The organism is Streptomyces sp. NPDC058001 (assembly GCF_042886315.1).
Lineage (GTDB): Bacteria > Actinomycetota > Actinomycetes > Streptomycetales > Streptomycetaceae > Streptomyces.
Window position 1 is genome coordinate 418250 of sequence record NZ_JBHVQT010000005.1, and the last position, 21438, is coordinate 439687.

Sequence of the window (21438 nt, forward strand, 5' to 3'; positions counted from 1 at the left end):
TGCCACACCAGTAGGAATAGCGACTACGACTGGAGTGCCGAGTGCCGAGTGCTTATGGCTTCGTGCGGCGGCGGTCAGTTTTCGTGATGTTGTGGTACGCGTCGGCGAGGCGGCAGAGGTATTCGGTGTCGCTGCCCAGGTCGTGGCCGCCCGAAGTGGTGGTCTTGGATGAAAGCGGGGGCATGTCCTTTTCGCGGGCGTGCAGGGCTGCGGCGATTTTGGCGGCTTCTCGTTGGTCGTCTTCAATCCCGGTGGAGGTGGATTCGTCGACAGGGAGGTAGGGGCGTATCGCTAGCAGTCCGTCGCGGATTTCGATCACTCGCCGGTACAGGTGCAGCCGCGTTGGGAAGAGTGTGTTGCCATGCAGCAGACCCGGGGGTTCCAGCGCGATGGCGCGTTCGGCCTGGTAGAGGGCGGACCACAGCGGGCCGAGCCGTCGGTAGAGTCGGTACCGACGCATCCACTGCGCGATCGCCGGCACTGCGACCCCGGCGAGCACAAAAAGGTGGGCCGTTGTCGGCAGGGCTTTGCTCATCATGTAGCCCCTTCCCAACGAGAAGTCGATGGGGGCTCTGGCGGAGATGGCGACGACGGTTTTACTGGTCATGTAGCAAGCCGCTGTGCCGATTCCGGCGACGACCAGGCCGAGACCGAGACGTAGTGCCAAGTCCGGCGCTTTGAGCGCGTCCCGCAGGCAGAGTCGCGCGATGACGGTGAACTCGGGCAGCAGCGCCACGGCATAGGCGATGCAGTATTCCATTACCCATGGCGACTGTGGGTACAGGTTCGGGGTGAGAGCGAACAGGAGACACATCGCGGCACCAGCAAAGACCGCCCACGTCGTGTGCACGCGTGCGCGTGCGTCGTAACCGTGCAGCCGCAGCAGGATCTGAGCCCCTGCCCAGACGGCGGCGAGCATGGCTACGTGGCCGACGAGCCGTTCGATGCCGGGCAAGCCGACGGCGGGGGTGAAGGTGATAGCAGCAGGAGTGAGTGCCGTCTGTGACACGGCAAGGCCGAGCACGCACATCCGTACGAGCCGACGACCGGGCGCGGGTCCGGGCCGCAGCCACAACAGCATCCCCCAGGCAAGCAGGGCCGGGGCGTAGTTTCGCACCGGTTCACCCACGGTCGCGACCGTTCTCCAGGGCGGATCGAAGCAGGCCGGCTATGGAGTCGTCGTGACGCGCCGGGCGGTCGTATTGGCCGAGCAATGACGCCAGGAACTCGGCTTCCTGCTCCTCGATGCTGGAATAGCCGGTGCGGCCCAATACCCGGCGAATCATGTTCGGGTCAAGGCTGGGCAGCAGTAATCGTGCCTGCTCAGCGGGGCTGAGCGTGACGGGGAAGTGGTCGCACAGCATGTGCCCGATCTCGTGCAGCACGATGTGGTTCTGGTGCGGCACGGTGGTGTGCTGCTCGTACGCGATCAGGTCAGCGGTGTCGGTCGCGATCCACAGCCCGCACACGTCGAACAGGTTGGGCACAGGCAGCTGCTTGATCGGCCGCCCGCGCCGCGCACTCAGTTCGGCGCACAGCGTCGGGACATCGAACGAGTCCGGCAGTCCCAGGTCCCGGAGTACCGCGGCGCAGCGGCGCCGTACCTTTCGCCGGCTGGCCCCGTTCATTGGTCCGCATCGCCCGGCGGGTCGGGCAGTCCTTCGAGTTCGCGGACGCGGTCGACCATGTCGCTGATCGCCTCAAGGCTCTTCGTCGACAACCCTCGTGCGCGCAGGGCGATGTGCCGCACCGGCGCGTCGCGCAGTGCGCTGAGCAGTGCGAGTTCGGCGTCGATGCGCTCGGCTTCCGTGTCGTCGAAGAAGTACGCCGCAGGTACGCCGAAGAAGGCTGCGAGAGCTTCAAGGTGACGCTTGGTCGGGTTGTCACGGATGCCTTTGCGTAGCTGCCACAGGTAGGTCGACGAGATGGTGGGGCCGCCCTGAGTCTTGATCGCTTCGGCGACCTCGTCGAACGTGTACTCGTCGCCGTCGGGTGGACGAACCGCGCTGAACAAGTGGTCCAGCTTCGTCGCCAGCGCGCCTCTGACGATGCCGTCTGCCATACCCGCATCCTACTCGTCAACTGATGTGAATCAGGCTCAATCAATCTATCCATCTCAGTTGACGAGCCTCGGTCGCGCCCGTTACGGTCCTACCGTCCCGGCGAATCTGACGGGGCACCATCTGGGCGCGGTCCTGGCGCCCGGTTGCCGATCTCGGTTCCGTGTTGGCCATCGGGCAAACAGGAAGTCGCGACAGCACCCCGAGCGGATTTCGCTCGGTGCCGGCGTCCTACTGCTTTCCATGCAGGACAACGCAAGTGACGGCAAAGGAGCAATACCGTGCGACGTAGAAGAATGCTCGCCGTCGGCGCGACAGTTGGCGCACTCTCGCTGACCGGCTTGGTGTCGGCGACCGCATCGGCAGCGCCGATGAGCGCCGGATCCGGCGTCACGCAGCCCCAGAGTGATGTGTCCACGCAAGGCACGGCGCCGGACTGCGTGACGTTCAAGGTGCACACAATTCCTGGCTTCGTGCGCGTCACCAACGGCTGCAACACCAGCCTGCGGCTTCGCCCGATCATCTCGTTCGGACCCGACGGCACTTGCCAGCAGGTCCCCGCCGGTAGCCACCATGACTGGTGGCTACCGATCCTCCGGATTGACCGCATCGAAAGCTGCTAGTGCTCTGACCGCGTACCTGGCCGGGTTGAGTGGCTGTGGGGTCATTGATGCCCTCTACCTGGCCCAGGTCTCCGCTTATGCACGGCTCGTGCAGCCGCTTTCGGATGAAGGGAATCGACCATGCCCGTCTTCGGGAGAAGAATCAGGCGCGCCGTGTCGGCCATCGGGTCGGCAGTAGTGCTCGCAATGTCGCTGACCCTGACAATGGCTGGGACGGCCACCGCCGCTCAGACCGCAGCGACGAGCCTTGACCGGTTCGCGAACTACGAGTCCAAGAGGTGCATCGAGGAGAACTCGTATTACAACGTGGAGTCCCAGGACTGTGGGATCGGCTATTCGGATCTGTACTGGCGGTGGACTGGCACCACCAACACGTCCTCGACACTCCAGAACTACACATGGGGCCACTGCCTCGACAGCAACTCGGCCGGGGACGTCTACCCCAACGGGTGCAACGGTGGGAACAACCAACTGTGGCAGGTCATCCAACCCGCGGCGAGAAGTGCAGTCATGCTCCGGAACACGGCGACCCGTCTTTGCCTTCACCAGGTCGCTCGCGGCCTCTACCGGACGACGACGTGTGACCGCAATGCGCACGATCAGCGCTGGACCATCGGCTGAGCGACCGGTACGTCAGCGCAGGAGTGACTCTCGTCCACGACACTGATGACGGCGGGCTGCGCGGTCCGAGCGGTGTGGTTGCGGTGGTTGGAGTTGGCGATGGTGAACTGGCGCAGCAAGCCGGGGCGTCGAAGGAGCTGATCACCTGGGATCTCAAGGTCGACTCCACGGTGTGTCGGGCCGACCAGCATGCCGCCGGGGCAAGGGAAAAGGGGAGCTGCAGAAGGAGCCGCCGGGCGGTGTCAGCGTCGAGCCGGACGACCACGGGCTCGGGCGCTCGCGCGGCGGCCTGACCACCAAGCTGCACCTGGTCGGCGAGCAGGGCCAGAAGCCCATGTCCATTGTGATCACGGCTGGTCAGCGGGGCGATTCTCTGCGGTTCGAGCCTGTCCTGAACAAGGTCCGTGTTCCGCGTCTTGGGCCGGGCAGGCCGCGCACCAGACCGGGTGCGGGCCGACCAGATGAATCCGGTCCGGCGGCACGAGGTGGATGCCGAGGCATTCGGTGGGGAACGTTTCGAACTCCTTCCCGGCGAAGCCCTTGTCCGCAAGGCTCACCTGACCCGCGCGGACCAGACGGTGGTCGCGTTCCAGGAGCGCGGTCATCACCTCCCGCTCGCCGAGCTTCGGGTTCGCGAGACACCAGGTGACCGGCATGCCCTCGGTGGTGGTGACCAGGTAGAGCCGCAGGCCCCAGAAGAAGCGCGAGTGGCTGCGGCAGTAGCCGTAGCCGGCGTGCCCGGCGGGATCGGAGCGCTTGACGGTCTCCCTCGACGCGGCGCAGGGCAGGGGTGTGGAGTCGATCAGGCGCAGGTCGTCGTGCCCCGTGGGCACTTGCCGGGCCAGTGCTTCGATCACCTGGGAGATCAGCGGGCCGGCCGCGTTCAGACGCTTGTTGTATCCGGACTGCTGGGCCAGGTAGCGGAACAGATGGGACACCCGGGCGTGTGCGAAGCGCATCCAGTGCCGTGCCGAAGGAAATCCGAGCAGGACCCGTGGAGCGTCACTTTTGCGACGGGCACACCGAGACCTGGTGGGCCGCCGATGCCCACCTGGGCGGTTACGGCCCCGACTCACCCTGTCGGCGGGTCGTGGCCACCACCGACCCGGCCGGCCTGCCGGAGGAGGTTACCTGGTACCTGGCCACCAACCTGCCCCACCCCGACGCACCCCATGCCACCACCGGCTCGCACCCGTCGGCCGACCTCGCCGAGATCGTCCGCCTCTACGGTCTGCGGCCGTGGGTCGAGCAGAGCTACAAGCAGGTCAAGGACGAACTCGGCTGGGCCGACGTCCCACCAGCCCCAACAGCCTTGCTGGCCCAGGGCCTTACGAGCCATCCGTTCCTGGCTCACCCCCGCCATCACCCTGAACCGATGGTGGCGAGCCTGGACGGACAAGGACCCACCCCCCGACCTTCAGGCCCTGATCGACGCGGTTACCACCGGACATGGCATCGACCTCTACTGCCGGATTTATCGAACTACCGGTAACCACAGCTTGAGGTCCTTCGACCCCGTCGCGTCCATAATGTCGACGCACCCCAGCAAGTGGTTCACCGCCTTGCGACGCACCTTCGGATCCGGGTGGCAGACGCTGCCGAGCTTGTAGTCGTCGGCCTGAAGGTGTTGGAGTTGATGGCGCCCAGCCCGACGACTTGGCCATCGTGGGCTATGACGACATTGAGTTCGCTTCCGCCGCGGCCGTCCCCCTCACATCCGTCCGCCGGCCAGCCGTTCGCATCGGCACGTTCGTGGGCTCTGTCGCTGATCTGGTGGTGGAGGCGATCTGTCCGGCACGGGGAATCACCTGATCCAAGAAGCCTGTGCTCGTGATCGCGTGATGAGACCAGCGAGCAACCGACGCGTGGCGTCCGAGCGGAACCCATCCTCACTGGGCCACAGGACGTGGGCGACGAACCACAAGATAGTCCGATGATTGCTCAATACGGGTCTATCGGCAAAATTTCCTGTGACAGGTATGGTTCTGGCGCGGTTCTCGAAAGGGTCGGCGGCGAAGACTGGCGACTGCAAAAATTCCCAGATTCCAACGGAGGGTTTGCGATGGCCTCAAACACGGAAAATTCCAATTCTTCCGGTAAGCCGGACCGCCGGGATTTCCTCAAAGCAGCCACCGCAGTGGTCGGTGGATCCGTTCTCGGTCTCTCGATGCCTACCATTTCCGTAGCTGATGGCGGTAGGGCTGTCCCTGTCAGAACGCTCGTGGGGGCAATTCGGTGGGATGCTTGGGTGGGTGGAGACTGGAAGGTGGGAAGCAGCGTAAACCGTACGTTGTCACCGGACAGGTATCAATTCCGTTTGCCGTTCTATGCTGATATTACGAGGCCCCGGCCTGTGCTGGTCGAGCAGGACTTCGATGCTGAGGAGTCCGGCGCGGCGCCTGCCGGTTGGAAGGTATCGGCACCTCCTGGAACAGTTGTGTCCGTGGTGGAGATGCCAGGCCGAGAGGGCAAGGCAGCGTACCTGCAAGGAACCTCGACGGCGGCTATGACCCGTGCATTTTCTGCGCAGAAAGGTGCCTTGACTGTGCAGTGGCAGTGGAAAGAAGCTGCCGCTGGCAAATGGTCCGCGGCAAGGCTCTGTGGTGGTTCTGCTGTCGCGGTTGAGCTGGCCACCCGAGGTGATGCCGGCGCTAAGGAACTCGTCTATCGCACACCTGACGGCGCATGGAACGTTGTCCAAGCCGTCGCGGATGACGCGTGGTATTCGATTAAGATCATCGCTGATCCCGCTCCCCCTGAGGGGGCTTCACCCTGGGTCGACATCTTCGTAGATGGACAGCGGAAGGTGCACAATGCGCCGTTCCGTAGCCCTACGGCAACGCTCGACGCTCTAACTTTCGGTACCAGCGAGAATGCGTCTTGCGAAGTCTACATTGACAACGTCCGCGCAGAGATAACCGAGGTGGCAAATAGCGATGCGACCACCCAGAGGGTCATGGACCGGGAGATCAAGTACGCGAAGCAGGCTGGAATCGACTACTGGGCCTTCGTTTACTACCCGCAGCAACCGCTGGCGCGAGCCAGAGAGCTGTACTTCGCCAGCAAGCGTAACGGTGATGTCAATTGGTGCGCGATATTGGACGGTAACTTCACCAGCAACTACGCCACGAATCTTCCGAAACTCGTGGCCCGGTTCAGTGATCCGAATTACCAGCGCGTGTTGGAGGGGCGGCCACTCGTGTACTTCTTCGGCGGTGCCACGGCGGACTGGGTCGTTAAGATGAGGGCCGCTTGTTCGCAGGCCAAGCTGCCCGATCCGTACATCGTGGTCATGGCGTGGACCGCGCAGAGCGCAGCCGATCTTAAGGTCAAAGTAGGTGCCGATGCGGTGAGTCGCTATGCGACTGGGATGAAGAATGGGCAACCCTATTCTGATCTCGTTGATCATGAAACAAGCCTATGGGATCAGTACGCCGTTTCGGCAGGAGATGTCGTACCGACCGTATCGACTGGTTGGGACAAGCGTCCTCGGTATGACTATCCGTTTCCCTATGAATCCAACTATGAAGTGCTCAAGGACGAGTGGACGCAACAGGCGACACCTGAGGAGATCGCAGCACACCTCCGAGGCGCCGTGAGATGGAACAACTCCCATCCCTCCAACGCGCCGGCCAACACCGTCCTCATCTACGCATGGAACGAATTCGACGAAGGAGGATGGATATGTCCGACGCTGTCCGAACTTCAAGAGGCGGGCAGGCCGCTGCGCCTCGACGCCATCGCGAAGGTCCCTCGATCCGGTATCAGGAAGTGAGTGTTTACGGTCTCTGAAGGCGCAGGCGCAGGGCGTTGACTCGGAGGCGATCGAGAACGAAGTGAGTCTGACGTATGCGGCTCCGGGAGGCGACCGGCTTCCGCGGCTCGGCGAGAGGCAGATCGCTTGGCTGGAGCAGGAGTTGGAGCGCGGGCCGCTGGTTCATCGGCTGGGCGGACCAGCGGCGGAGTCCGGCGCGCGAAGGCGCTGATCCATCGGCCATTTCACGTGGGTCCACAGCGTCGAGAGCGCATGGCAGTTGCTGGAGCGGCACGTCTGGGTCAAAGGGCGAGCCGGCGAGAAGGCCGCGGTCCGGAAGGAGGGGACCGGGCCGCAGGTAAGAGCATCGCAGGGCAATGCCGCGCCTGATCGTCTTCGAGGACGAAGCAGTCCAGCCGCTGGGCTCAGTCAAGATTTTGCGGAGCAGGGGATCCGGCTCGTCCGTACCTCTGTCGCTTCAGAATTTTGAACCGATTGACGTGTCCTTCGTCAGGGCCGGAACTCCAGGGCAGCGTCAGCCCATGTGCGCGAAGGTGTTCACGTGACCGCGAGTTGCTGCCAACTCCGAGCAGCGGGCCGGCACTTCGTTCCGTCGTCGTGGTCGGCCGGCCGCTGCCCGGCAACCGCAACGACTGCAAGGCATAGGCGGAATCCGGCGCGATGGAAGCAGTCGACCAGACAACACTCGGCATACCGCGCGACCGCATTGATCCCGTCGAGAAGATCGGCGAAGAACGCGTCGAGCGAACGTTCCGCAATCACGCGACCCGCGTCGAGTCCCGTGGAACGAGCCGAGGGCTGAAGACGCGGGTCTCGTGGACGTGTTCGTCACTGGCTTCAATCTCGTCCATGAGCAGCTGTACGGCGGTACGGCCCAGGTCTTCCACCGGCTGCTGGATGGTGGTCAGAGGGACGGCCGCGAGCGTCGCGACGTCCAGATCGCCGTAACCGACCACGAGCACGTCGTCAGGGACACGGACGCCGCGTTCCGCCAGCCCCTGGCACACGCCCACCGCAAGAAAGTCGTTCGTGCAGAACACCGCGTCCGGGAGAGTGCTCAGGTCGCGAGCGATGGCGGCTCCCGCGGCGACCGTCATCTGCCCGGCGACGGCCTGCTCGAGCCGGGCGCCGCGATGGCTGCGGATCGCCTGGCGGGCTCCCTGGTACCGATCGGCGCACTGCCTGATCCCGGGGCCGCCGTTGACGACGAGGACGTGCCGGGCACCGCTGTCCAGCAGGTGCTCCACCGCCAGACGCCCGCCGGTGACGTCGTCGACGGCGACCGAACAGCCTTCCTGCGGTGGCATCTTCCGGTCGGTGAGGACCAGCGGGATACCGCGCCGGCGCAGCCTGGTCAGGCGGTCCGGGTCGGCGCTCAGGGGGACGACGACGACTCCGACCGCGCGCTGTTCGGCGAGCATGTCGAAGTAGTCACGCTCCCGGTCGGGATGATCGCCGCTGTCGCACAGGACGAGCGAGAAGCCGTGCTCATATGCCGCCTCGGCCGCCCCCCGGGCGATGCGTGCGTAGAAGGAGTTGACGATGTCCGGGAGGACGAGCCCGATCGACGACGCACGGCCGCTGCGCAGGCCGGCCGCCCCCGGGTGCGGCACGTAGTCGAGGTCGGCGATCACGGACCGAACCCGGTCGGCGGTGCGGGCGTTGACGCGCTCGGGGCGGTTGAGGACGTTGGAGACCGTGGATACGGAGACGCCTGCCGCGGCCGCGACATCCTGGATACGCGCGGGGGGTCTGGTGGTCGTCAAGCCCCTCACCCTCCGATCGCCTCGGTCTCAGCGGCGTGTGCCGTCTCCGCCGGTGGCGGTGCGGTCATGATAGTGACCGGGCCGAGCAGACCCGAGACCAGCTGTGAGGGAAAGGTCCAGGCGGTGGGGGTGGCCTCGCTGAAGTACGGGGCCAGCGTGTTGTACACCGTCACGTCGATGCGTACCGTGCGGCCGGCCGTGCCCGGCAGTGGGAAGCGGTACGGGGCGCAGAAGGCATCGCCTGTCTTCTCGCCGTCGACGGCCACCTCGACGGAGCCGCGTATCCGGCCGAGGTCGAGCACGGGCGTCACCGCCGGGTCGGAGCCGGGCGGGATCGTCACCGTACGGGAGTAGCGCAGCCCTCCGCTCCAGCCGGCGAGCCCGATGGCGTGCCAGTCGCCCAGCGGGACGGGGGCCTCGGCGATGCGGACGGTGGCCGGTCCGGACAGGGCGCTGCCGCCGCGAAGGGTAGCCGTGGGCTCGGTGACGATCTCCAGTTCCGCGGGTGCCTGCAGCGGCTGGTCCAGGTGGAGTGCGGTGTCGTCGAGCCTTCGCTCGGTGCCGTCCAGCGTCACCGCGGCGGCGAGCCGTAGGGGTAGATTCACCGCGACTGTGCCGGCGGGCAGCGTGGCCCGCAGCCGTTGCGGCGCCGGCACGACGTCGTCGGTGGCACGCACCGCGTCCACGGTCGCGCCCAGGGCCGGAACACCGTGCAGCCATGCGGTGCCGTGCAGCGGGTGCGGTCGGGTGGCGGCGTAGCAGGGCTGCAACTCGGTCCAGCGGCCTCGGTGTTCGATCGTCGTCCCCCGCCAGTCTCCCGATTCGGCTTCCCAGCCGGAGCCGCTGACGAGGGCGACGACTGCGGATTGCGTACGGGCGACCAGATCAGCGAAGAGCACGTCCCCGGCGTGCGTACTGTCGGCGACCAGCTCCAGTAGGTGCTCGCCCGCCGTCAGGTGCAATGTGTGGCGGAAGAACATCGGGGTCGCGCCCCGGGCCGACTCGTAGTACTCGACCTTCTCCTGCCGGGCCACGGCGGCGCCGTCGAGCAGCACGGTGACGCCGGTGGCCGCGCCGACGGCGAGGACGGCCTCGGCGGCGTCGTGGTCGAGCCACACGCGGGCACGGTAGGTGGCCCTGCCGGACGGCCGTACCCCGTCCGGCAGGCGCATGAACTGGGGTCGGGGGGAGAACTCGCCGGGCCGGGTCAGACAGAAGTAGCTGCCGAGCGGTTCGGCGTCGGCGTCGGCCGCGTGCCCGGTGCGGACGTCGGCGTCCGAAAGCTCGTACTCGATGACGTTCAGCGGCTGGTCGACGTCGATGCGGACCGTGGCCAGATAGCCGCTGCCGGTGGGGAGTTCCACGCCGTTCCACCACAGGCGCTTGCGGGCCGGGGCGCCGACGTGCAGGTCGGCGGCGCCGAGCCGGTCTGCCTCGACGATGGCCCGAACCCGGGCGAGGGTGCCGTCCGTCGGCATGCGGAGGCGTACGAACTCCTCGCCGACGAACCCCTTGTGGCCGAGTGTGCCGTAACCGGGATCGGCCGCGCCCCGGTCGGTGGAGTGGAGCGAGACCTCCCATCCGCCCGCGTCGTCGGCCAGCGGCTCCTGCCCGGCGAGGACGCGGGCAACGGCGTCGCGGTCCAGCGGGTCCGGCGCCTGCGCGACCGGGACCGGGGAAAGTACCCGCACGCGGTTGCCGTATGTCGCGCGCGTCATCTGCGCAGGGCGACCGACAGACCCCTCGGACCAGTGGAAGTTCCAGATCTGCAAGTCCTCGACGGACGACGCGGCGGGCAGCGCCATGTCACCCCAGGTGTTGTCCATGGTGGGGACGAGTCGACCGCGCCAGCCCGTCGATATGTCAGTCGTGACCACGGCCGGAGCGGGCGATACAGGCGTGGGCGCGGCGGTCGACGCATCGCCTTCCCGCCAGGCCACGATTGCGGCGGGCGCGCCGTTGAGCGGCACCTCGATCTTGGAGCGCCGCCCGGACACCGTGACCGGGGCAGCCTGGCGTACACCGGTGGCAGGGTCCCAGACCTCCGCTTCCGCCACGACGGCGTTCACCTCGACCGACGACATTCCGGCATAGCGCGCCGGTTCGAAGTCGAAGTCCTCCCACTGCCGGGTCATGGCGTCGCGCAGCGGATGGCCGCTGGCGTTCGGGAACGCCCCGGTGACCAGGGCGACGGCCTCGGCTCCCTGGCGGCGGACCAGGAGCGGAACCTCTCCGGTGGCGTAGTCGAACCGGCCGGCCACGGACCTGGCACCGGACTCGGGGTCGGCGACGCGCTCAAGACGTGGGTGGGCAGCCAGTGCGGTGACCACGGAATCGTCTCCGTCGGTCCCGGCCGCGAAGGCGGGCAGCCGGCCGACGACCACGACCCGGCCGCCGACGTCGAGCAGCGCGATGAGCTGCCGTGCTGTGGCGGTCTCCAGCACGCTCGCGGATGGCAACAGGACCGCGGAGAACCGTAGTCCGGCCACCCGAAGCGCGCCGTCGGAGACGTCGGCACGCTGGACGGAGTCGTCGTCGATGACGTCGAAAGCCACCCGCTGCCGGTCAAGTTCACCGATCCGGGTGTGGAACCAGTTGTTGGTGCCGCACAGTTGGAGATAGTGGCGCTGCGTCTCGTCCAGTTCCGTGTGTGCTCCGCCGGCCTGCCCGTCGCCGAAGTGGTCGACGGGCAGGTCCAGCGGCAGCAGCGCCTGCGCGGTGGTGGTCGGGTGCAGGACAGCGACGCCGGCACTGTACGTACCCCACGACATGATCGACGCGATGCGGGAGACGGCCCGGGAGAAGGCCGGGTACTGCTTCCAGTACGGCTGACGCCAGTCGGTGGACGGCGGCGCCCATTCGAACCAGCCGCCCGCGGTGCCGAAGTAGGTGGCGTGCGGGTTGTACAGGTTGGCGCCGCTGCGTAGGAAGGGCAGCAGCCAGTCGTACGTATCTTCCAGCGTCCCGCCCCAGCCGGAGGAGTGGAACGCCTCGATCCACACCCGCTCGTGGCCGTAGAGGTGGGCCATTGAGGAGTGGACCTTTGCGTCCCCTTCGTGGTCGCTGCCCGCGGCGCTGTACCAGCGGTGGGTGCGGAAGTAGTCGGTGTAGAGCTGGGTGGACTGAGTGGGGTGTCCCGCCCGCGCAGGGTTGCTCTGGTCGGCGCCCAGCAGCATGCCGCGCCTGTCGTGCCATTGGCCGAGCGGCTTGAAGAGCGCTTCCTCGGTGAGCTCGGCGCGCACGCTGTAGTAGTCGGTGCGCACCTTGGCGGCCCGCCGGCCACCGTGCCGGAACAGCGCGGGCAAATGGTCGAGGAGGTCGTAGCCGCGGCGGGCCAGGAACTCCGCGGGAAAGCGGGACGTCCAGGAGTTGGTGGCGGGCAACTCGTCCTGGAAGCTGCCGGCGATGACGTTGCCCAGATGCTGCGGAACGCGGCGGTCGTATTCGCCGTGGATGGTGTCCATCAGGAGACCGACGGCACGCGGGTCCAGGTAGTCGAAGGCCGTCGGGACAGAGGTGACCAGCAGGACCTCGGTGCCATCGGGGGTGTCCGGGAGACGTAGTCGGCCGCCGTCCGCCCCATAGGCGCCGATCAGTGTCTCGGTGCCCAGCAGGTCGACGCGACCGCCGGTGACGACGGCATCGCGGCAGCGCAGCGCCTGGCCGGCCGCCTCGGGGTGCCGGTGGGTGATGCCGCCCTGGACGTTGGCGCCGGAGAAGCCCACCTGGTCGTAGAACCACAGCCGCATGCCGAGCCGCTGCGCGATCTCGCAGGCGTCGGTGAAGCGCGCCCACCACTCCTCGCTGAACCAGGCCGGGTCGTCGGCTTTGGCGCCGAACGTGGGCCCTGCCGGGGCCAGGTTGATCACGACAAGGTTGTGAATGCCACCTGCGGCGAACTTGCGCATCTGCCATTCGAGCCGTTCCCGGGTGACCTTGGCTCCCGACCACCACCACAGCGGCGTCGGACCGAAGTCGCGGGGAGGGTCCTGGAACAACTCGGTGAGGGTGCGGGAGAGCACGGTGCCGCGGTCCTTTCGCCGACTTCGGATGCCCCACGATGTAGAACGTTTTTAGAGATGTCACCGTACGCGTCGGGCGCGGACTGCACCAGCCTCCAGTTGCCTCTCTCAGGCGCGATTTGCCTGCTTTCTGTAGCCGTACCTGGCGATGGGGAGTTGCTGTAACCGTCTTGAAAAACGTTCCAACCCGCCCTACGGTCACTCCCATTGCTCAGCGTCAGCCCTCTCGTGCGTTCACGTCCCCAATGACGGGCACGTCGTGGGGACCCACCTGCGCGCCGGCCTGGGCGGGCTTCGCCGTCGCGGCGTTCTTCACGCCGGTGTTCCCGAAGTACAGCGCGCGGGTGCTGCTGTGGTCGATCACCGCCTGCGCGGCGATCTCCATCGTGGTCGGCGTCCACATCGTCCGTGCTTGATCCCCAAGGCCGCCGCGGCAGTCGTACGCATGGACTCGCCGACCGAGGCGAGTGCCACAGCGCGGCCGGTCCCGGCTCGGACCGAGGCCGGGAACAGCGCCCGAACGTCCCTACGTAACAGCTGGCGAGAAGATCGCAGTCGCCCATCTGCAGAAAGAAGGCACAGCCCCAATGACTCCGAAGGAATCCGTACTCAGGGCCGATGCCACCGAGCCGGACGGGCCCGCTGACGCAGCGGATCGGATGGCCGCTTTGCGCCGGCTCCTTCCGCCCGCACCGCTCAGGGCGGCCCGGATCGGCCTGGTGGCGGGCGGCCTGGGCGCCTACTGGCCGCAGTTCCCGGACCTGCTCCCGCAACTGCGGGAGTCGGCCCGTTACGTCACCGAGCGGTTTGAGGCGCTGGACGCCGAAGTAACCGACGTCGGCTTCATATCGGACGCCCGCGAGGCCGAAACCGGCGCCGAGCGGCTGCGCCAGGCGGACTGCGACCTGATCGTGGTGTTCCTCACCACTTACCTGACGTCGTCGATGGTTCTGCCGATCGCGCAGCGTTCGGGGGCCCCGGTCCTGGTGATCGATCTCCAGCCGACCGAGCGGATGGACCACGCGTCCTTCGACACGGGCATGTGGCTGGCCTACTGCGGACAGTGCCCAGTCCCCGAGGTGGGCAACGTCTTCCGCCGTGCGGGTATCCCGTTCCGTTCCGTGTCGGGCTGGTTGCGTGACCCCAACGCCTGGCGCCGCATCGAGCAGTGGGTCGCGGCGGCGAAGGTCCGAGCGGCGCTGCGGCACGCACGCCACGGCCTGATGGGCCACCTGTACCCCGGGATGCTCGATGTCTCGACCGATATGACGCTGCTGTCCGCTCAGTTCGGCTCGCATGTCGAGGTTCTCGAGTTCGACGATCTGCGGGTCCGGGTCGCCGATGTCACGGACGCGGAGGCCGAGGAGCGAATGGGCCTGGCTCGGCAGATCTTCACCATCGACGACTCCGTGGTGGCGGAGGACTTCGCCTGGGCGGCCAGGGTCTCCGTCGGACTCGACCGGCTGGCCGAGGACTTCGGGCTGACCACGCTCGCCTACTACCACCGTGGACTCGGCGGCGAGCAGCACGAACGACTTGGCGCCGGAATGATCCTGGGAGCATCGCTGCTCACTGCACGTGGCATTCCGGCCGCCGGTGAATTCGAGCTGCGCACATCGGTCGCACAGCTGGTGTCGCAGAGCCTGGGCGCGGGAGGCTCGTTCACCGAGATCCAGGCGCTCAACTTCACCGACGGCGTGGTCGAAATGGGACACGACGGCCCCGGGCATCCGGCAGTGAGCGCACAAGATCCGCTGCTGCGGGGACTGGGTGTCTACCACGGCAAGCGCGGATGGGGCGTTTCCGTGGAGTTCGATGTCAAACACGGCCCGGTCACCGCTTTCGGTATCGGTCAGGACCAGGACGGCACCTTGGTGTTCATCGCGTCGGAGGGGGAGACCGTCCCCGGGCCTCTGCTGGAGATCGGCAACACCACCAGCCGGGTCGACTTCGGCAGGGACCCCGGCGAATGGGTGGACGCCTGGAGCGAGACAGGCATCGGCCACCACTGGGCCCTGTCCACGGGCCACCGAGTCGCCGACTACAAGGCGGCCGCCCACCTGATGAGGGTGCCCTTCCGGCAGGTGTGACTCAGGCAGCGTACGAGCCGCACCGTCGGCTGCCACGGAGCGTGGTCCGCACCCCGGATCCGGTCGGCCTCGGCCTGCACCTGGTGCACCTGGACGACCTGCCCGAGGCCCGCCGCCACCTCGACGGCCTCGCACGCCTCAGGCGGCGCCCGGGCCCGGACACCTCCGCGCGGACCACCGCCGCACTGGCGGCGCTGCTGCTGGAGATCCACGCCCAGGCCGCCCGAGTTGCCGGCGACTTGCCTGTGCTGATGGACCGGCGCATCCACGACGTGGTGGAGTGGTTGACCCGCCACCCGGCCCGCCGCCTGGACGTGCACGCCGCCGCCGCGTCAGCCGAGTTGTCGGCGAATCAGGTCTCCCGCCTCTTCCGACGCGAGACCGGCCGTTCCTTCCGTGCTTACCAGATCGCAGTACGGATCGACCGCGCCCGCGAGCCGCTGGCCGAAAGCGGCATGACGGTGAGCCAGGTGGCGACGGTCCTCGGCTACGCCGACTACCACCTGTTCGCCCGCCAGTTCAAGGACCACACCGGCACCACGCCCGGCGCCTGGAAGCGCTCCGCCTGAACGGACATCCTCCAGACCGGTCCAGCGCCCGCAATCCACGACTTGCGCCCTCTCGGCCGCCTTCACCCGGGCCTTGCAAGCATGGACTTCGAGGAGTGGGCGCTCCCGGAGGGGCGCGACCGCGACGAGCTGATGGACGGCGTAAGCAAGCTCCAGAGCTTCTGCGCCCACGAGCCGCGCCTGGCCGAACTCGCCCGCCATCCCGCGATCCTGGCCACCGTCGCCCGGTTCCTGGACGCCGAGCCCGTCCTCCTTCAGGACATGGCCCTGCTCAAGCCGCCGGGCGGGGGACGGGAGAAGCCCTGGCACCAGGACAAGGCATTCTTCGACATCCCGCTGGGAACCCCCGTCGTGGGTGTGTGGATCGCTCTGGACGAGGCCACGATCGGCAACGGCTGCATGCATCTCCTGCCCGGCACCCATGCCGAAGGCCCGGTGGTCCACTTCGCCCGCCGCGACTTCCAGATCTGCGACACCCAAGTCCAGACCCACCGCGACACCGCTGTCCCGCTGCCACCCGGCGGCGCCCTGTTCTTCGACGGGCTGCTGCACCACGGCACCCCGCCCAACCTGACGAGCACCCGCCGCCGCGCCGTGCAGCTGCACTACGTGCCCGGCCAAAACCGTGCGGACTCCGCAGGAAGACCGGCTGGAGGTCTTCGGCGCGGACGGCAAGGACGCCACCTGCTGAGCCACGTGACACGGCGTCCGGTGTTCCACCGACGTCTGTCGTCGGGGCCACAATGCCCCTGCCTCGCACAGTGTCGACTCCACGGTGAAGCTGTGCAGAGCCTACCCGTCGAATTCGAGACCAGCCACTCTTGGCAACTCCTGCCACTGGAGCCGGGGTTCGGCTCCGGACAGACGTGCCGGCGGCGCCTGGACCGTCGGCAGAAGGCCGGTGTCTTCGAGCAACTGCACCGGCGAACTCGACTGGACCGCACGTGCGTGGACGGCTCCCACGTCCGCGCGAAAGGGGGGAGCCGCGACCGACATCACCCAGACTCCCAACCTGGTCGATGGCATCCCGCCCGTCGCCGGACGGCCCGGTCGACCGCGACGGAGGCCCGAGTCCGTCCTGGGCGACACGGCGTACGACTCAAAGGCCGTGAGCCGCGAGTTGCGGCGCCACCGCATCCTGCCGTTGATCTCCGGATCGGACCTCCGATCAGATCGCTGACCAGCGGTGAGTGGATTGAAGCCAGGAAATATTGTCCAGTGATTGAGCAACGTAGTCCAAGGACTATCGGGATGCCAGTCGCTACCGTTCCTTTGGGTCGAATACGTTGAGAAGGCGCGTACGTCGACACTCGTGGGCCCCAAACACATCAAAGGAGACGACGGTATGTCTGAACGGGATTCTGAGCTTGAGGAAAGAGGCGCCAGCGGGATCAGTCGGAGGGCGCTCCTCAAAGCAGCACCGATCGCAGCAGCCGGGATTGTTCTGGGTGCGTCCAACCCCGCAGTCGCAGCGGAGCACGCCAGTGGCGGCACCCTCCCCGCAGCAGTGCCCGACGTGCAACCAACTCGTCACGCAGATGGTTGTGTCTCATACCCTACGGGATTGATTCCGACCAGTGATAAAAATATCCAGTACCTGGGCCGCTGGAAGGAACAAGCGAACGGATATGTTTACGGGTACTATGAGAGCGGTCTTGAATTCGACTTCACTGGAACATCCCTTTCCGTGACGCTTGAAGATGCTTGCAGGCTTCTTTACAAGGTGGATGGAGGTGCATTTCAGCGAAATATCAACGCGAGGGGTACGTTGGCAATTGCATCAGGTCTTGAGCGGGGGGTGCATTCGGTGAAGATTTATTCGGAGTACCAGCAATCCTTCCCCAAGGTGAAGTATTTTGAGATCGACCCTGGCGCAAGCACGAAACCTTGCGCCAAAAAGCCCACCATGGAGTTCATAGGAGATTCTATTTCGGTAGGGTATATCGGAGCAGGGTTGGTCAATTCGCTGGGGAGTTCATTTAGCTGTAAAACTCCTGAACTGCTGGGCTTTTCTCATAATACCGTTGCGTTTGGCGGGATAGCCATGGCGCCGGGGTCCGGTGGGCCGGACGCAACGGGAATGGTGAGTCGTTACTCGAAGCTGTCGGAATATGTCCCAGGTGAATCAAATGTACCGGAATGGGATACCTCGAAATATGTACCCGACTATCTCGTGATAAATCTCGGCACGAATGATCCTTCAACCGGGGCGAACGCGCCGAATTTCAAGCCTGCATATATGACATTCCTTGAAAATGCGAGAACACGCTATCCTGACGCGGTGATTTTTGCCATGTCGCCATTTAACGGCGCTCATAGAAATGAGATATCTGAAACGGTAAGTGCAAGGAATTCTACTGGAGACGCGAAGGTAATATATATCGCCACGTCCGGCTGGATTGATACCGCGACAGAGACGACTGACGGCACGCATCCAACCATCGCTGCTCAGGAGAAGATTTCCATCAATCTGGCGACATCGATTCAGAATTACTTGACTGCGCGGTGAGTGATTCGGCCTTCCGTCTGCATCGCCCGCAAGGGCATCGACTCCAGCGAACGACTCGGCCGCCGGCGTGCGATGCCCCGGAGGACAGGTCCCGCTCGTCCCGCAGTTGCAGAACTCTCTGACGCAGCCGCCCGCAGACCCCAGTGCGGGACCCGATGACAAACCGGCGGCGCACGGTCGACTTCGACACATCCTTGTCGGTCGGACATCCCGTCACCGAGCCGGTCCCAACGCGCGATCCGCGCCCTGCCCGAGGAGGTCCGGCACCCCGCGCTGGAACAGGACGGCACCCTGCGCGCCGACGCCGAGGTTCGCCCAGCTGACCGGCATGGTCGACCTGGACGACTACCTCGACGGCACCCGGATCATCGTCGGCCGCGAGCGCCCGCACCTCGGCACCCAACTGTCCGTGTTCGACCTCGACGAGGGCATGTCCATCAGGTCTTCCTGACCGACATCCCCTACGCCGAGGCGGTCGCCGCCTTCGCCCGCGGATCGCCGCGACCTGGCCCGCGGACGGACCAAAGGCGACGGAACCGGTCGTCCGCTGTCTCCCGCCGAGAGGTGCATGGTGCTACACGGTTCGAGGAACGGCTGCGATGGCATCCAGACGCAGTGGCCTGTGCGCGTCTCGCAGTTCGTGCAGTGTCGGGCAGATCCAGCCGCCTTCGTCGAACTCGTTCCAGGCATAGATGAGGACGGCATTGGCCGGGTTGTTCGTCGGGTGAGCGGCCCCCCACGTGATGGCGGCACTCAGATGGTCCGCGATCTCCTCGGGGGTCGCCTGCTGGACCCAATTATCTTTGAAGTCCATGTAGTTGGGCTCCCAGGATACGGGGTAGTCATATCGAGGCCGTTTGTCCCAGCCTGTCGTCACGGTAGGGATGACCTGGCCACCCGCAGCGGCGTATTGCGACCACAAGGCGGTCTCGGAGACGGCCAGTTGTGCATACGGCACGCCAGTCGCCGCCCCGGTCGCGTATCGGCTCACCGCATCGGCCCCGACCGCGGCCTTGACGTCCGCCGCGCTCTGCGCGGTCCACGCCATCACCACGATGTACGGGTCGGGCAACCCTGCCGCGGTCGCGGCAGCCCGCACCTTGGCGACCCGGGCGGCGTTGGCGTCGGACAGGAAGTAGAGGAGGGGGCGGCCCCCCAGCACTCGTTGGTAGTTCGACTCGCTGAACCGGGATACCAGTTCGCTGAGATTCGCATCGAACGCGGCGAGGAAGTCTCCGGTCAGGATCGCACACCACTTGACATCATTCTTGTACGCGCTGGACAAGTACAGTTTCCTGCCTCGCGCCAGTGGCTCACTGGGGTAGTAGACAAAGGCCCAGTAGTCGATCCCCGCATCACGGGCGTAGCGAATCTCCTGGTCCATGACGGCCTGCCTGGCCGCGTCGCAGTTCACCGATTCGGTCACCTCGACACTGACCTTGTCGACGTACAGATCGACGGAGAGGCTCTCATTGGTGCGGAAGGAGACGGTGTTGACAATCGATGAGACGGTGAGCAGCGGTGCGTGATTCACCTTGCGCACCCCGTCGACGAAGACGTCTACCCACGGCGTCGCCCCCTCGGGCGGAGCAAGGTCGACGATCATTTTCATCGCATACCAGGTGTCGTCCGCCACGGTCTGGATGATGCTCCAAGTACCGTCGGGTGCGCGCAGCGCGAGCTGCTTGGTGCCGGCGTCCACGCGGGTGGCGATGTCGACGACCGCCTTCGCCCCATCATGCAGCAGCGCCCTGGACCATCGGCCGGTTGTCGACTCCTTCCACTCCCACTGCACTGTGACAGCTCGGCTCTGAGCAGTGAATGTACGGTCCATCCCTGCCATCGACGACCCCGACGCATCGTGCAAGCGCACACTCTTTCCCGCACGACCCGGCCCATCCACCACGGATACCGCGGTGTCGACCGGCGACGACACAACCCACCCCGACGGAGCGGATCCTGTCGCCTCCGCATCGAAACCCTGCTCCACCAGGACTCGGTCGGCCTCGGTGATACTGGCGTAATAGGGCATCCGGAACTGGTATTTCTCCGGAGACAAGGTCCGATTCACGATGCTGCCGACCCTCCAATCCCGGCCGACCCATGCATCCCACCGGATCGCCCCCACCAAAGTGGGTTCAGAGCCTTTCCCTTTCCGTCCGGAAGCTGCCTCAGCGGGAATCCCTGTCAAGCCGAGAGCCGCCCCGCCGGAAACCGCCGCTGCGGCCTTGAGGACACCCCGTCGTCCCGGCCCGCCACTCGCATTCAAACCCGACTCGTCAAAAGACATGATTCACCTCTGCCAATCCGCTGCGCGTGGAATTCTGCCTTTGCTGCCAGTGAGTCACCAGCAAGCCATCGCTGCGGTCACGGGCAACCGCGCCCGTGAACACGCGTCAACTTCTCGTTGATGGACAGTAACCGGCCGGAACTTCCGCCGCCTGGCACTGTCTTGAGCAAGAGTCGGACTATGTTGGCTGGTTCGCCACACGAGATCATTGAGAGTGGGCGCCGGTGAGCGCACGGTTGCGGAACGCCGTGGGGCTGACCCCGAAGAACACGCGAAAGCGTCGTGCGAAGTGGGTCGGATCCGGCCAGCCGACTCGAAGGCCGACGGTGGATACGGGCAGGTCGGTATGGGCGAGCAGGGAACTGGCGCGCTTCGCACGGCACTGGTTGAGATAGGTGATCGGAGGCACGCCGGTCGCCTGATGAAAGACCCTTACGAGGTGGGTACGGTCGACAGCGAGCCGGGACGCCAACTCGCCGAGAGTCCATGGGTGCGCCAACTCGGCCTCGATGAGGCGCTGGGCAGCGACCGCGACGGGATGCCGCTGAGGCCGGCCGACGAGAGAGTTGGCCTGCCTCTGCCAGGCGCGGTCGAGAATGTCGAGATAGATGAGCAGGTGCCCGACTGCCTGGGTCAGGGAACGCCCCTTGCCGGGTCCGACGCTGGTGATGCTGTGCAGCTCCGCCACGCACCGGTTGAACTCCAGTGAGTTGAGCTGAATCGGCGGAACTGGGAGCACCCGTACGCCCGCATGGTGCACCGCGTGCAGCAACGGCAGAGGCTGGTCGAGGAATGCCAGCGTCTCGGTGACGAACGCCGGTGCTACGAAGCAGTCGAACAGGACCAGATCCGAACACTGAACGTATCCATGAGAGTGGCCAGGTGGCACGATCACAGCGCTACCGGACCGGACCTGTCGGCCCTCGTCGGAGGAGACGTAGGTCGCAGTCCCACCCGTCACGAGGGTGACTTCCAGGAACTCATGCTCGTGCGGCGCGGCTGTTCCGTCCAAGTCATGGAGGTGAGCCCATACCGGGAGACCGTCGGGACTGCCCGCGCTCTCGTCGTAGCGTGAATTTCGCCCCGACGGCCTATGCCCTGTTGTCAACTTGG

Annotated in this window: 19 protein-coding genes and 3 pseudogenes; 11 read left to right on the forward strand and 11 right to left on the reverse strand. The window is 66.0% G+C overall.

Annotated elements, in window-relative coordinates:
- Positions 1 to 52: 52 nt before the first annotated feature.
- From ACFVT5_RS14675 to ACFVT5_RS14685, 3 genes are read right to left on the reverse strand one after another with little or no spacing between them, the layout of a single operon-like run.
- The gene (locus ACFVT5_RS14675) at positions 53 to 1129 is read right to left on the reverse strand and encodes an MAB_1171c family putative transporter (RefSeq protein WP_389886274.1); all 1077 of its coding nucleotides are present in this window, start codon (positions 1127 to 1129) and stop codon (positions 53 to 55) included.
- The gene (locus tag ACFVT5_RS14680) at positions 1122 to 1628 is read right to left on the reverse strand and encodes a hypothetical protein (RefSeq protein WP_389886276.1); all 507 of its coding nucleotides are present in this window, start codon (positions 1626 to 1628) and stop codon (positions 1122 to 1124) included. The genes ACFVT5_RS14675 and ACFVT5_RS14680 overlap by 8 nt, the downstream gene beginning before the upstream one ends.
- Positions 1625 to 2062: a helix-turn-helix domain-containing protein gene (locus ACFVT5_RS14685; protein ID WP_389886279.1), complete on the reverse strand. Its 438-nt coding sequence runs from the start codon at positions 2060 to 2062 to the stop codon at positions 1625 to 1627. Before ACFVT5_RS14685 ends, ACFVT5_RS14680 begins: the two co-directional genes overlap by 4 nt.
- Positions 2063 to 2341: 279 nt before the next feature.
- Between ACFVT5_RS14685 and ACFVT5_RS14690 the strand changes: the two genes are divergently transcribed.
- Both ACFVT5_RS14690 and ACFVT5_RS14695 read left to right on the forward strand, forming a co-directional pair.
- Positions 2342 to 2683 carry a hypothetical protein gene (locus tag ACFVT5_RS14690; RefSeq protein ID WP_389886282.1) on the forward strand — a complete coding sequence of 114 codons (342 nt, stop codon included), beginning with the start codon at positions 2342 to 2344 and terminating at the stop codon, positions 2681 to 2683.
- Between the two features lie 120 nt (positions 2684 to 2803).
- The gene (locus ACFVT5_RS14695) at positions 2804 to 3304 is read left to right on the forward strand and encodes a hypothetical protein (RefSeq protein ID WP_389886285.1); all 501 of its coding nucleotides are present in this window, start codon (positions 2804 to 2806) and stop codon (positions 3302 to 3304) included.
- Here the strand turns inward: ACFVT5_RS14695 and ACFVT5_RS14700 are convergent.
- Both ACFVT5_RS14700 and ACFVT5_RS14705 read right to left on the reverse strand, forming a co-directional pair.
- Positions 3283 to 3423 carry a hypothetical protein gene (locus tag ACFVT5_RS14700; RefSeq protein WP_389886288.1) on the reverse strand — a complete coding sequence of 47 codons (141 nt, stop codon included), beginning with the start codon at positions 3421 to 3423 and terminating at the stop codon, positions 3283 to 3285. The genes ACFVT5_RS14695 and ACFVT5_RS14700 overlap by 22 nt on opposite strands.
- 348 nt (positions 3424 to 3771) lie before the next feature.
- Positions 3772 to 4305: pseudogene (locus ACFVT5_RS14705) on the reverse strand (IS982 family transposase); the annotation flags it as partial.
- Between ACFVT5_RS14705 and ACFVT5_RS14710 the strand changes: the two are divergent.
- A complete protein-coding gene (locus ACFVT5_RS14710; RefSeq protein WP_389886711.1) occupies positions 4299 to 4796 on the forward strand; it encodes a hypothetical protein in 498 nt (165 codons plus the stop codon). The pseudogene ACFVT5_RS14705 and the gene ACFVT5_RS14710 sit on opposite strands and share 7 nt — an antisense overlap.
- Here the strand turns inward: ACFVT5_RS14710 and ACFVT5_RS14715 are convergent.
- Positions 4797 to 4978, reverse strand: a pseudogene (locus tag ACFVT5_RS14715) (rhamnose isomerase); the annotation flags it as partial.
- On the opposite strand from ACFVT5_RS14715, the pseudogene ACFVT5_RS14720 reads away from it, so the two are divergent.
- Together ACFVT5_RS14720 and ACFVT5_RS14725 are read left to right on the forward strand one after the other, a co-directional pair.
- Positions 4952 to 5086: pseudogene (locus ACFVT5_RS14720) on the forward strand (substrate-binding domain-containing protein); the annotation flags it as partial. The pseudogenes ACFVT5_RS14715 and ACFVT5_RS14720 overlap by 27 nt on opposite strands.
- A gap of 151 nt (positions 5087 to 5237) precedes the next feature.
- Complete coding sequence (locus tag ACFVT5_RS14725; RefSeq protein WP_389886291.1) at positions 5238 to 7079, forward strand: twin-arginine translocation signal domain-containing protein; 1842 nt, start codon at positions 5238 to 5240, stop codon at positions 7077 to 7079.
- A 537-nt stretch (positions 7080 to 7616) separates the two neighbouring features.
- Here the strand turns inward: ACFVT5_RS14725 and ACFVT5_RS14730 are convergent.
- Genes ACFVT5_RS14730 through ACFVT5_RS14740 form a run of 3 tightly spaced genes read right to left on the reverse strand, consistent with a single transcriptional unit; the run spans position 7617 to position 12867 of the window.
- A complete protein-coding gene (locus ACFVT5_RS14730) occupies positions 7617 to 7841 on the reverse strand; it encodes a hypothetical protein (RefSeq protein WP_389886714.1) in 225 nt (74 codons plus the stop codon).
- Entirely contained in the window at positions 7838 to 8845 is a 1008-nt protein-coding gene (locus ACFVT5_RS14735; protein WP_389886294.1) for a LacI family DNA-binding transcriptional regulator, read from the reverse strand. The genes ACFVT5_RS14730 and ACFVT5_RS14735 overlap by 4 nt, the downstream gene beginning before the upstream one ends.
- 5 nt (positions 8846 to 8850) lie before the next feature.
- Positions 8851 to 12867: a glycosyl hydrolase gene (locus ACFVT5_RS14740; RefSeq protein ID WP_389886297.1), complete on the reverse strand. Its 4017-nt coding sequence runs from the start codon at positions 12865 to 12867 to the stop codon at positions 8851 to 8853.
- Positions 12868 to 13112: 245 nt separating this feature from the next.
- Here ACFVT5_RS14740 and ACFVT5_RS14745 point away from each other — a divergent pair, with 245 nt between their 5' ends.
- From ACFVT5_RS14745 to ACFVT5_RS14770, 6 genes are all read left to right on the forward strand, one after another.
- On the forward strand, positions 13113 to 13283 hold the full coding sequence (locus ACFVT5_RS14745) for a hypothetical protein (protein ID WP_389886300.1): 171 nt from the start codon (positions 13113 to 13115) through the stop codon (positions 13281 to 13283).
- 243 nt (positions 13284 to 13526) lie between these two features.
- A complete protein-coding gene (locus ACFVT5_RS14750; protein ID WP_389886669.1) occupies positions 13527 to 14957 on the forward strand; it encodes an arabinose isomerase in 1431 nt (476 codons plus the stop codon).
- Positions 14954 to 15526: a helix-turn-helix domain-containing protein gene (locus tag ACFVT5_RS14755; RefSeq protein WP_389886303.1), complete on the forward strand. Its 573-nt coding sequence runs from the start codon at positions 14954 to 14956 to the stop codon at positions 15524 to 15526. Before ACFVT5_RS14750 ends, ACFVT5_RS14755 begins: the two co-directional genes overlap by 4 nt.
- Positions 15527 to 15607: 81 nt before the next feature.
- Positions 15608 to 16816: a phytanoyl-CoA dioxygenase family protein gene (locus ACFVT5_RS14760; RefSeq protein WP_389886305.1), complete on the forward strand. Its 1209-nt coding sequence runs from the start codon at positions 15608 to 15610 to the stop codon at positions 16814 to 16816.
- A gap of 55 nt (positions 16817 to 16871) precedes the next feature.
- On the forward strand, positions 16872 to 18035 hold the full coding sequence (locus tag ACFVT5_RS14765) for an SGNH/GDSL hydrolase family protein (protein ID WP_389886308.1): 1164 nt from the start codon (positions 16872 to 16874) through the stop codon (positions 18033 to 18035).
- 328 nt (positions 18036 to 18363) lie between these two features.
- Positions 18364 to 18486, forward strand: a complete 123-nt coding sequence (locus ACFVT5_RS14770; RefSeq protein ID WP_389886311.1) for a hypothetical protein — start codon at positions 18364 to 18366, stop codon at positions 18484 to 18486.
- Positions 18487 to 18609: 123 nt separating this feature from the next.
- Here the strand turns inward: ACFVT5_RS14770 and ACFVT5_RS14775 are convergent, their stop codons facing one another.
- Both ACFVT5_RS14775 and ACFVT5_RS14780 read right to left on the reverse strand, forming a co-directional pair.
- Positions 18610 to 20325, reverse strand: coding sequence for a hypothetical protein (locus ACFVT5_RS14775; protein ID WP_389886313.1), 1716 nt, complete (start codon positions 20323 to 20325; stop codon positions 18610 to 18612).
- Positions 20326 to 20530: 205 nt separating this feature from the next.
- Positions 20531 to 21337, reverse strand: coding sequence for a helix-turn-helix domain-containing protein (locus ACFVT5_RS14780; RefSeq protein WP_389886316.1), 807 nt, complete (start codon positions 21335 to 21337; stop codon positions 20531 to 20533).
- Between the last annotated feature and the right edge of the window lie 101 nt (positions 21338 to 21438).

Bases quoted from the DNA above. Each gene is read 5' to 3' on its own strand.
- ACFVT5_RS14680 (WP_389886276.1), bottom strand. From the start codon at position 1,628: ATGAACGGGGCCAGCCGGCGAAAGGTACGGCGCCGCTGCGCCGCGGTA.
- ACFVT5_RS14685 (WP_389886279.1), bottom strand. From the start codon at position 2,062: ATGGCAGACGGCATCGTCAGAGGCGCGCTGGCGACGAAGCTGGACCAC.
- ACFVT5_RS14695 (WP_389886285.1), top strand. From the start codon at position 2,804: ATGCCCGTCTTCGGGAGAAGAATCAGGCGCGCCGTGTCGGCCATCGGG.
- ACFVT5_RS14725 (WP_389886291.1), top strand. From the start codon at position 5,238: ATGATTGCTCAATACGGGTCTATCGGCAAAATTTCCTGTGACAGGTAT.
- ACFVT5_RS14745 (WP_389886300.1), top strand. From the start codon at position 13,113: ATGACGGGCACGTCGTGGGGACCCACCTGCGCGCCGGCCTGGGCGGGC.
- ACFVT5_RS14750 (WP_389886669.1), top strand. From the start codon at position 13,527: ATGGCCGCTTTGCGCCGGCTCCTTCCGCCCGCACCGCTCAGGGCGGCC.
- ACFVT5_RS14760 (WP_389886305.1), top strand. From the start codon at position 15,608: ATGGACTTCGAGGAGTGGGCGCTCCCGGAGGGGCGCGACCGCGACGAG.
- ACFVT5_RS14765 (WP_389886308.1), top strand. From the start codon at position 16,872: ATGTCTGAACGGGATTCTGAGCTTGAGGAAAGAGGCGCCAGCGGGATC.
- ACFVT5_RS14770 (WP_389886311.1), top strand. From the start codon at position 18,364: ATGGTCGACCTGGACGACTACCTCGACGGCACCCGGATCATCGTCGGC.
- ACFVT5_RS14775 (WP_389886313.1), bottom strand. From the start codon at position 20,325: ATGTCTTTTGACGAGTCGGGTTTGAATGCGAGTGGCGGGCCGGGACGA.